Annotated in this window: 6 protein-coding genes; 2 read left to right on the forward strand and 4 right to left on the reverse strand. The window is 31.2% G+C overall.

Annotated elements, in window-relative coordinates:
• Positions 1 to 5 precede the first annotated feature (5 nt).
• Together EXC59_RS06950 and EXC59_RS06955 are read left to right on the forward strand one after the other, a co-directional pair.
• The gene (locus tag EXC59_RS06950; protein ID WP_035368812.1) at positions 6 to 668 is read left to right on the forward strand and encodes a hypothetical protein; all 663 of its coding nucleotides are present in this window, start codon (positions 6 to 8) and stop codon (positions 666 to 668) included.
• Entirely contained in the window at positions 668 to 8,029 is a 7,362-nt protein-coding gene (locus tag EXC59_RS06955) for a hypothetical protein (RefSeq protein ID WP_035368813.1), read from the forward strand. The genes EXC59_RS06950 and EXC59_RS06955 overlap by 1 nt, the downstream gene beginning before the upstream one ends.
• 49 nt (positions 8,030 to 8,078) lie before the next feature.
• On the opposite strand, the gene EXC59_RS06960 is transcribed toward EXC59_RS06955, so the two are convergent.
• The 4 genes from EXC59_RS06960 to EXC59_RS06975 all read right to left on the reverse strand — a co-directional run bounded on the left by EXC59_RS06960 (position 8,079) and on the right by EXC59_RS06975 (position 11,146).
• Positions 8,079 to 8,894, reverse strand: a complete 816-nt coding sequence (locus tag EXC59_RS06960) for a mechanosensitive ion channel family protein (protein ID WP_051658981.1) — start codon at positions 8,892 to 8,894, stop codon at positions 8,079 to 8,081.
• A gap of 44 nt (positions 8,895 to 8,938) precedes the next feature.
• Positions 8,939 to 9,631: a MetQ/NlpA family ABC transporter substrate-binding protein gene (locus EXC59_RS06965; protein WP_084145130.1), complete on the reverse strand. Its 693-nt coding sequence runs from the start codon at positions 9,629 to 9,631 to the stop codon at positions 8,939 to 8,941.
• 104 nt (positions 9,632 to 9,735) lie between these two features.
• Entirely contained in the window at positions 9,736 to 10,416 is a 681-nt protein-coding gene (locus EXC59_RS06970) for a methionine ABC transporter permease (protein ID WP_162163951.1), read from the reverse strand.
• On the reverse strand, positions 10,409 to 11,146 hold the full coding sequence (locus EXC59_RS06975; RefSeq protein ID WP_162163952.1) for an ABC transporter ATP-binding protein: 738 nt from the start codon (positions 11,144 to 11,146) through the stop codon (positions 10,409 to 10,411). Before EXC59_RS06975 ends, EXC59_RS06970 begins: the two co-directional genes overlap by 8 nt.
• Between the last annotated feature and the right edge of the window lie 149 nt (positions 11,147 to 11,295).

Raw genomic sequence — 11,295 nt, forward strand, 5'->3', positions numbered from 1 at the left:
TTATCGTGAAAAAAAGACTGATTCTATTTTCACTCATCTTCATCTTATTCATTACAAGCACTTATATTGGTGCTGTTTTAACTTCGCAAGGAAATAAGGATGATGATTTTGAAGTAGGATTCGTTAAGGTTGATTTAAATGCTTATTTTGAAAAGAATAATATCATTTATGACAAAGATGATGGAATAGAAGCAATCCTTCATCAAGGCGGAGAAACGATAGTTAAAAAAGGTGTTTATGCATTAAACATTACAGACAGTAATCACGTTCAATTTATTGAGAACTTTAGAGTGAAGTTTAATGTAAGTAGTAATGTGGATACTTACTTTAGAGTTCGTTTTTTAGAATCAAAGATTTTAAGAACAGTAAATAGCCAAGGGCAAATTACTGAATACGTATTAATTGGTGGATTCCCATTAAATATAACAAATGATTTCTATTTACATACAGATGGTTATTACTACTATAAAAATAGAGTTCAAAGAGTTGATCAAGATACAAAAAGAGAGATTACATTTATTGGGTCATATTTCCCTGGCCAAAGTTTCGCAACAGCACCTGTTGGACAAGAACTTCAAGTAACATTTAAAATTGAAGCCGTTCAAGCGGTTGGTGGTCCTGTTGAAAACTGGCGATTATTAACACCGCCGTGGGGAGGTAATTGGTAATGAAAAAATTCATAACAGTTCTTTCACTTTTATCGATTGCGGTATTCTTAGGGGCAATCTTAAGTACTTCTAGTGATATTTTCGCAGCAGATGTTGAACCACGTGAAGATTTAATCGAACATGACTTCGGTTCATTATTACCTAATTTAGAAATTAGTTCATATATTAGTTATTCTGATTTTAGAACAATGTTAAACGGATATATTTCATCAAATCCAAGTAATGTAAATGCAGTAGTTGACTTAATTGATGAAAATATCTTAGATGAAAATAAAATCATTCGTATTGATACAGCACAAGAACTGTATCGTTTTAGCGTTGATGTGAGTTTCTTGGATTCAATTAAATACGAATTAGAAACAACTAAATTACCAATTGAAGTTAGAAATAAAATGCTTGATTTAGATTATGCACTTGGTAATCATGTTGATTATAGTGTCATGAAGTCTCGTCAATTTATTCCAATTGGCTATTCATTTGAAACAATCGATAATACGCCATATGAAAAGTACTTTACAGGTACATTTAATGGTATGGGCTTTACAATCTCTAATTTAGCAGTCGCTGGATATAATGCAATACATATTATTGAAGGTGAAGATGAAACGGAAATTGAAACAGTTATTTCACCATACTATTCAATGTTTACACACAATAGTGGAGTTATCACGAATTTTGGATTAGTTAACCCTACATTCGAATTACGTGTAGACCATGAAAACCTAACGAAGGCTGCTAACATTGTCGGCTTAAATGAAGGCTTAGTTGAAAAGGTGTATGTCGTAGATGAAAGAAGCCAAGCAGATGCTGGCTTTAGAATGAAAACACCAGTAGGGGCAACAACCAGTCAATATGAAGCAGCTGGATTAGTGTATGAAAACGCAGCTGGTGCCGTATTTAAAGACAGTTATTTTGCTGGACGTTTAGTTGTTAACCAATCTAATGTGAATGCATTTAATGTTCAACCAGTTTTATTTAAAAACAGTGGTACAACAGCTAAGTTAGTTTATGATAACCAACTTTATTTAACTTCACTAACCGTAGGTGGAAGTACAGTAACAATTACGCCAGTAAATAACTTACATATTGGTGAGGCAACAAATACATTAAAAGGATCATCTAGTTTAGGTAATGCATTCTTTTATTATCCAACAGATGGTTATCCAAAATTAGTTGGATTAGCTTTTGTTGATAATTATTTTGAAATTCATAATGCATTTGAATTTAGATACTTTACATTAATGATTACTTTTAATGGTAACTTTAATGGTAAAGCATATCGCCAACATAATTATCGTTTAGTTAATCATATTAACATAGATGATATTGCCCCAAATTCTATTAAAACAATTGCAGTAGAATTTGAAGGTATTTTATCTGGTGAAAGTGAAGAAACTGAAAACTATCATATCTATAACTTAAAAATTTCTGATGGTGTATTAAACCAAGGCGCTTATCATCTAGGATTATTTAGTCTTTTAAAAGGTGAAGTAAAAGATATTAACTTTAAAGACTTTGAATTAACTTATACAAATAGTTCTAATTATACAAATATTCATAGTTATATTGGTGCAGTTGCAGCAAGAATGGATGATGGTAAAATCACCAACGTCATGTTAGACTTAAATACTAATTTAGGCAATGAAATGATTGGACGATTTAGTTATGGTGCATTTAGTGGATATGCTTCAGGTACGATTTATGGTGCTTATGTTGAAGGCGAACACGAAATGGGTAACCATGCACCAAATACAACTTCATATGCTTTTGAAGCATATATTGGTGGTATTGTTGGTAGAACAGCAAATAAACAATTAAAAGTATATAACGCACTTAATCGTGCAAAAATAAATAGTTTTGGTACAACAGGATCAGCTCAATATAACGCAAACACTCAAGTCTATGTGGGTGGTGTGATTGGTTATGTAGAAAACATTGTAGGACAAGTAAATGACTTTGGATTAATTACGAATGAAGGTGAAATTGTTGTTCGCCATATTCAAAGTAATCGCGATGTCAAAGTGTTTATCGGTGGAGTCATTGGAGAATCTAGTGGTGCCGCATACATTTTAAATGACTTAAGTGGTATTTGGGTAAATAAAGGTAAATTTAATTTAACACTTCGTGCAACATCAAACCCTAATGAAACTTATTTATCTGGTGTTGTAAACTCAAGTCATAATGCTTCAACAGAGTTTATTTATCTACAAAATAAAAAGCCTGCTGATTTATTAATTACAACATTAACAAACTTTAAATTTGCAACTGTACTATATCATCGTGGTACTGGCGGAATTACTCTATCACAATCATATAATGAAATGGATGTAGAGTTTTCATCAACTACACCATATACTCAAGCATACTCTGGTTTATTCCACACAGAAGGTAGTGCCGAAAACCTCTTAAGATTCGTTGAAAACAAAGGTAATATTATCTTTAGAGGATTTACAACAAATCAAAACTTTATTATATCAGGTATTACAACTGCAACAAATACTGACTTTTTAAATGTAATTCAAAGTGGTGAAATTGCAGTTTATAATATTACATTTAATCCTACAACAAGAGAAATTATGACTAATAGTGGGACAAATAATAATGATCAAAATATTTGGGTTTCTGGTATTACTTATTTACTTTCAAGTGGTAAGTACATTAAGAATTCAATGAATAATGGGGCTATTTACGTAGCCGATATAAATTCAACATCAAATATTTATATTGCAGGTATTGTAAATAGAAACCAATCTGGAGATTTACATAATAAAGATACTGATAATATTCCTAAAGCAACATATGGTATTTTAAATACTGTTAATAATGCGAATATTTCATCTACCTTACCAGACCATTATGGTCTTAACAATCATGGCATTAAAGGAAGAGCAAATACTTACGTAGGTGGTATTGTTACCTTTAATGGTGCTGATACTGGTGGTAGTATTCAAGATACAATTAACATGGCAGATATTACATTTAGCCATATTGTTACATCAGGGGAATCAAATAGTAGTGTAACTTTTGCCTCATCATCAAATGGTGGTTACGTCACAAACTATCGCAGAGGTATTATCTTAGGTGGTATTGCAGCTGCAGTTTCACATGGATATTCAAGAATTTATGACTCTGTTAATAGTGGTAATATTATTGCTTATTCTAAATACTTTGCAAGAACAGGTGGCGTTTTAGCAATTGCCTTAAGAGATGAATTAGAAATGGGTAATGTTAATACAGCATTATTTACCGGTATTACAGCAACTAATGATGATCGAACAATTATTAACTCGGTTTTAAGAAATGGGTTAAACTACGGAAACATCGCAGCTGTTACAGAAAACTTAGATCCTTATAGTACAGGAAACAGTAGTACTGTTTCACCAACAGTAAGACCGGGTGGAGGAACAATTACGTATCTTGGAGCATCTGGAACTACAACTAATACGAATTTATCATACAAGCCATCAACAACAGATAGACCAGGTATTACAAGTTCATCTGGTGGTGTTATTGGATATGGTTTATCAACCATGAGTAAGATGCTAAACCATGGTCAAATCAGTTCAACTGACGTTGCTGGTGGTGTTGTTGGTGCAACAGTTGTCGTTAACTCATTCCATGTAAAAATTGATACGGCAATTAACTATGGTACCGTACGTGCGATTAATAATTCAAGTTATGGAACTTTTGATAAAAAGAATTTTAACTATGATCAAATTAAAAATGCATTTTATGATCATAATGCATCATTTATCATTCCAACGATTGATAGAAACCAAATGTGGATAACAGTTGTTCCTGATACAAAAAGAGGTATTGGTGGTGTATTTGGTCGTCTTCAAAGAAGAGAACAACAATACATGCGTACTGCAGATGGTATTTTTGACTTTGTTGTAAACATGGATCCGAATGTTGATATGATTGGACGCTTAGACCAGTACTATAATTTCTCAACTTCAAATACATATTTTGTGTTTGATGGAGCTTTATATTATTCAGCTAAATTAAATGATACAACACAAGCTGTATTTAATGGCCATCGTTATAAAGACGCCTCAAATGCTTATCCAATCACAAGAAGAACTGCAACAAGAACTGTTATTGAAAAGGCATATTACAAATATCGAGAAGTTGGTAATACAGTTCAAAAGCAACTCATCCATATTAGATATCAGGTTAAAGAATTTGAAGTATCTGGTGGAAGACAATATCTTTACTATGGTTATGGAAGTGCACAAGAACAAACGCCAGAAACTGTAGTGATTAGAAGAGATTTTGTTGCCAATACAACAACTGAAATAGAGGCAACTGGATGGGTTACTGTGAATGAACCTTATCCGGGACCTCGCTCAGAAAATTTCCCAGTTAAAAGACAAGTAATTAGTGAATCTTTTGAAAATCACAACCCATCAGTAACATCGGGTACATATTTTCTTGGGTCAAATCCAGTTCCATTTATTTCTGAAGATGAATCATTTGAAAATGACAATCAAAAGTATGTATATCATCCTGAGTTTATTATGCGCGATGATTCAACAATGGTTGATAAAAAACCAATTACAAGTTATATTTACTATGTAGAAAATGATATTCTAGGAGAAAGATTCAAAAGTAGTCGTCCAAATGGTATGTACGTACTTGCAACATCTGCAGGTAGCCAATTGGGTGCGACATTACCGGCAAATATTAAACTAGATCAAATTTATCAATTAAATAGTTATTTACCATATCATGTGGATTATGAAAATATTCCTCTTCAATATAAAGAACAACTTGAAGAAGAAGTTCTAGATGAGTATTTATCTTTATTCCAAACATCATTAAATGATAAATCTAAACTTTTAACAACCAATCAATTTATTAAAGTTCAAAACACAACAGGTTCAATTAAACTTTATGGTAATTCAGCATCTGTAGATAATGGTTCAAATACAATTACGTTAAGATTAAATCGTGCAACAACATCATATACTTCAAATCAAATTGTTCAGATGATTGAAGCAGTTTTACCAACAAACGCGAAGATTGCTAAAACAGCTTCTGATGCAGGTTTTGGTAATAATTTAGAAGCATACCGACAAGCATTATTAAACGAAGGTTATATGGATGTAAGTAATTTATATCGACCAGAATTTACACTAACAAATGTTAACTCAGGAACTTATGAGGTAGGAGAATTTGTCTCATATAGCCAAGCAGCTTTAAATCTTTCAAGTTTATTTGTTGATGGATATTATTCTACAACCTATACTGTTTATATTGAATACTACAATAATGCTACAACCATTCCTGGACATTATCAACATCAATTTGATAATGGTACGATTAATACAAGAGGAACACCAAATACCTCGACTGACTTAGAACTTACAGGATCGTTCACATCGATTTTAAGAAATGTTTACAGAATTAACTCAGGAATTAATACATCAATTATTACATTAGGTTATGATATTAAAGATAGTTTTAAACTTCAATATAATAACAATGGCACATATATTGATGTAGATGCACAATACTATAGTCTAACAACCATTCCATTTAGAAATACATCAGGAAGTATTTATGAATTTGAATATACGGTTAACTTTAGTCCAGAACTTAAGGGTGGAAGTTATCGTATCGTGTATGATTTTGGTCAAGGGCCAAGATATTTAAGAATAACAAAGGCTAAGAGCACAGAAAATAGTATCTTATCAATAAGTCATGAAACTGAACAAATCATATATAATCCAACAACGACATTTACAACAAATATTGATTTTGATTATGATTTATTAAGTTCATATACTGGAGATTATGGTTCAACAATTAACTCAAACATTCCAGCATATTTAGATAATTATGAACATAATATACCGTTTTTAAATCACTTAAACATATCTAAGTTTGCAAGATTAGAAAATGTAATGGTATCAGGTCCTACATATAATAACGGATATAAAACATATACCGTTACTTATCAAGTGATATCTGAAAATGGCAATATTAAACCATATACACACTATATTGTTGAACGTCCATTTACAGTATCAGCAGTTTATAAAGACAATATTTCAGTAAATATGAATAGTTTAACTGCGTTACGTGAAGCAGTTGAAACTGTATTTGGGATTAACTTCCAATTAAATAATGCATTAATCAATCAAATTATGCAGTTAGAATCAACTAGTAGTTATCAACACTTTGACTTTGTTGTTACTGCAAAATACCCAAATGGTAATACAATGCCTTCAAATGAAATTGTGGGTATTAGTTATTCTGTAAGTAATAACTTAAATATTCATATGAGTGATGCAACCATTCCTGGAACATATACTATTACCATGCTATATATTAGAGATGGTAGACAAACAACTATTACACCTAATATTGTTATCACTAAAAATCAAGGTACATCAAGTTACTTAAAAGATATTCGATTTGCTGAAAATAGTCAGGATACAGATTATCCAAATATTTACATCAGTAATGCAAGTGGTGCAATCGTTCAATCGACTTACTTACCAAGTGCATACTACGCTGGTATTGACTATGATGGCGCTGATTTAGCAAACATTCGTCATTTTAGAGTTGACGGTACAGTAGCAAATATTCCATTAAATGAATATAGCCCACTCATGATTGATTTTTTACCACCAGGTGCAACAATCGCAAGACTGATTAATCCGGTAACAAATCAGTACACCATTGAAATAGGTAAAAATTCATCAGCTGCTGAAAAAGAATTATTAAATACTAACTTTACATTAAAATATGATGGTAGTGAACCAACGGATGAAGAAGAAGTTATTATTACTTATCGTGTTACATCTGAAGATGGATTGACACAAACTTATTATCATACAACAGTTATGGATAAGACTTATAACTTATCAATTATCTTTGAAGTTTATTATGGTTCAATTAATCCAGAAGGATTATTAGAAGTTACTCGTTTCTATAACAAAACGTTTGTTATTATGGTAACTAACTTTACAGCTAAAGATAGTAATGGTAATCTAATTCCTAATACAACATTAGGTGTTCCAAACTTCCCACAATTTGCTTCAGTAGGCCAAATTGAATCAACAGTAAATATGTTCTATTCAGCAATTGATCCAAATATATATCGCTACCGCTTTGGTAGAAATAAATCAGGATTCTATAACTTTGATGTGTTATTACCAGAAGACGAATTAACTTATCAAATTAAGTTTAATAATGAAATTTTAGGTGATACACCAATCTTAGGTGGTAAATATTTCTATATCGTAAATGGTAATAGAAATAGAACGAGAACTTTTCAAATCTTAATTTCTGAAACAAGTGAAGTTGATAAACTATGGGGATTATATGATTATAAGACCGAATGGAATTAAATAAATAAAAAAAAGAAGAGTTTGAAAAATTATTCAAACTCTTTTTTTGTTAAACTTTATTTTCTTCACGTTTCTTTCTTAAGAAAATCATGATGTCGTGTCTAATTGAACGTTCTAATCCGACATGTTTATTATTTAATGTTTTAAATTGAACGCGTAAGGTAATGTTATAGATTTGTGACTCAATGACACCAACAAACCTAGGTGCATCAATCATATCAGGGTGATCAGCGTAACTGTTTAATATATTTTGGAATTCTTCTGTATAAAAGACACTAATATCAAATGTTGGTGTAATTTGGAAATCAACAACACCAACTGAGTCTCCAACAGAATATTGGTTGATGACTCTAATATCACCGTTATTAATTAGTCTAATCTCATTCTTCCAGTTTCTAATTTTTGTACGACGCATGCCGATTTCTAGTACAGTTCCTTTAAAATCACCAATTTGAATCACATCTCCGACATCAAATGCATTTTCAAAGACAATAAAGAACCCTGAAATTAAGTCTTTTACTAATTCTTGAGCACCAAAGCCTACTGCGAATCCTAAGATACCAGCAGAAGCTAATACAGGAGCTAAATCAATACCTAATTCTAAGAGAACCATCATAAACATAATAAACCAGAATAAGTATTTAGCAAGAGATAAAACTAAAGCAGTAATTGTCTTTTTACGTTTAACTAGGTGTTTTTCCTTAGCCTTAAGTTTATTGATGATACGTTTGGCAATTCTACTGAAGATAAAACCTAAAAATAACCAAATGGCAATCGCGGTTAATGAAACGAGAGCCTTATTTAATTCTTCACTCATGCCAGTTTGTTCTAATAGATTAAAAATAAAATCTTTTAATATTTGCATAAAAAAATCACCTCATTCTTATTATAGCATGAGGTGATTATTTATTAAAACGCAGGGATTGCTGCGAAACCGTATTGGTCAATAATCCATTGTCTTACTTTATCACTTGTTAGATGTTTGATGAATGTTTGGATATCATCATCATTTAAACGTGATGCTTTAACAACGAATGAAATTGCATAAGTCTTAGTTAGGTCGTTTAAAGGTTCATTCATATAAATTTCACCTTCATCATAAGAACCTAATGATGAAATAACATAACTTGGATACATGATTGCTAATCCACGACCTGAGTCACGATATTTAGCAGGTGTAACATTGATTGCACTTTGGTCCCAAACTAAATTTTTTGGATTAGCTGCAATGTCATCTAATGTTGAACTTGTTTTAACGATTCCATCTTTTAAAGTGATTAAACCAGCTGTTTCTAATAAAATTAATGCACGAGATAAGTTAACAGTATCAAGTGGTAAATAAATAGTTTCACCATTTGGAATATCATTAATTGTTTCATACTTTTCTGAGAAGATTGCAAACTTAGAATGATATACAGGTTGTGCAATCACTAGATCACCTTTATTTGCATCATTGAATACTTGCATGAAATATTGGTGTTGGATTAAGTTACCGTCAATTTCATCGTTATTTAATGGTGTATTTAAGCTGTTATAGTTCATTTGAACCGCCTCAACTTTAATTCCATCAGCCTTTAAATCGTCTTTGATTAAATCAACGATTTATGGCATTGGATAGAAGTCAACGCCAATCTTTAATGTGTCTTCTTTACTACATCCTACTAATGTGAATAGTAGAACAGTCGTAACGACTAAAAATAATTTTTTCATATTCTGCCTCTCTTTTTTTTATCTAGGTGGCTTGCCAGTAAGCTACCTAAGATTTGAATAACTTGAACTAAAATGATCATTAAAATTGTTGATGCCCACATCATGGATTTACCCCATGGGTCATTATAACCTTCAACAATTGCGGTATGTCCAAGTCCACCACCACCAATTACATAAACAACTGAAGAATATGCTAAGAGTGAAACTAAACTTGAAGTATAACCAAGAATAATTGAAGATTTGGCTTCAACATAAATAAACTTTGTAAATAACTGGAATTTTGTAGCTCCCATTGTTTTAGCTACATTATAAATATTAGGGTTAATATCAACAATTGCTTGTTCAACTAATCTTGAAACAGTTGCAATCCCAATAATGCTTAATGAAATTAAAGATGGAATAAATCCATAACTTGTCTTAAAGAATTCATAAGTAAATGGAATGATTAAGACCATTAAAAGTATAAATGGAATAGAGCGTACGATACTTACTAAAACACTTAAGATATAAGATACGAATTTATTTTCATAGATTCTATTTTTTCCGTATAAGGCTAAGATAAATCCAACAATTGTACCTAATGGAATGGATATTAATGCACTAGAACCTAAAAGAATAATGGTTTCATAACTTGCTTTAATTAATTTATCAATTTGAGTAGAGGTTAGATCAAACATTTTCATCACCCCATATAATGCTTTCGTAATCTGTTACAAGTTCTTTCGTGTTTTTTACTTCAGCCAATCGTTTTATCTTACCTTTTTCTAAAAGTAGCACACGATCACATAAGTACTTAACCAATTCAGTTTGGTGACTGACAAAGATAATCGTTGTTTTAAACTCTTGATTAATTTGTTTTAATAAACTTAGAATTTCATAGGCAGTCGCATCATCTAAACTTGAAGTAGGTTCATCAGCGTAGATGACTTTAGGTTGAGTGACTAATGCTCTTGCAATCGATATTCTTTGTGCTTCTCCACCAGATAAAGTAATTGGATATTCTTTTTCTTTGTGTATTAAGCCAACATAGCTAAGCATCTTTTTAGACTTTTCTAAAGCTTCTTTTTTACTGATACCTCTTAAAATTAAGGGAAGTGCGATATTTTCTAACACACTTAAGTTATATAGAAGTGAAAAACTTTGATGGATATATGATGTTTCTAAGAGCAATTGTCTTTGTTCATGGTGTGTTAAGTTTTTTGTGTCTTTGTCTAAGAAAATAAATTCACCCTCATCGTAAGTCGATTGAAAGGATAAAATTTTTAATAATGTAGACTTACCGACACCGCTTTTACCGATTATCCCAAAAATTTCGCCTGACTTTATTTCGAATGTTACGCCGTCAAGGGCTGAAACAATATTTTTCTTATCTTTAAAAGTCTTTTTAATGTTAGTTAATTTAAACATATATTCACCCGAATTTCTGCATTTCCCTATACATTATACATGTTTGAATATTATTTTCTCTCATTGTAACTTTTTTTACGAAAAAATCGTTATTTTTATGATATGATTAAACTTACTATAAAAATTAATCAAGAGGAATAACGAAAAAA

It is taken from the genome of Acholeplasma hippikon (genome assembly GCF_900660755.1).
GTDB lineage: Bacteria > Bacillota_I > Bacilli_A > Acholeplasmatales > Acholeplasmataceae > Acholeplasma > Acholeplasma hippikon.

Coding starts and splice junctions, on each gene's coding strand:
- EXC59_RS06955 (WP_035368813.1), top strand. CDS start 668: ATGAAAAAATTCATAACAGTTCTTTCACTTTTATCGATTGCGGTATTC.
- EXC59_RS06970 (WP_162163951.1), bottom strand. CDS start 10,416: ATGTTTGATCTAACCTCTACTCAAATTGATAAATTAATTAAAGCAAGT.
- EXC59_RS06960 (WP_051658981.1), bottom strand. CDS start 8,894: ATGCAAATATTAAAAGATTTTATTTTTAATCTATTAGAACAAACTGGC.
- EXC59_RS06975 (WP_162163952.1), bottom strand. CDS start 11,146: ATGTTTAAATTAACTAACATTAAAAAGACTTTTAAAGATAAGAAAAAT.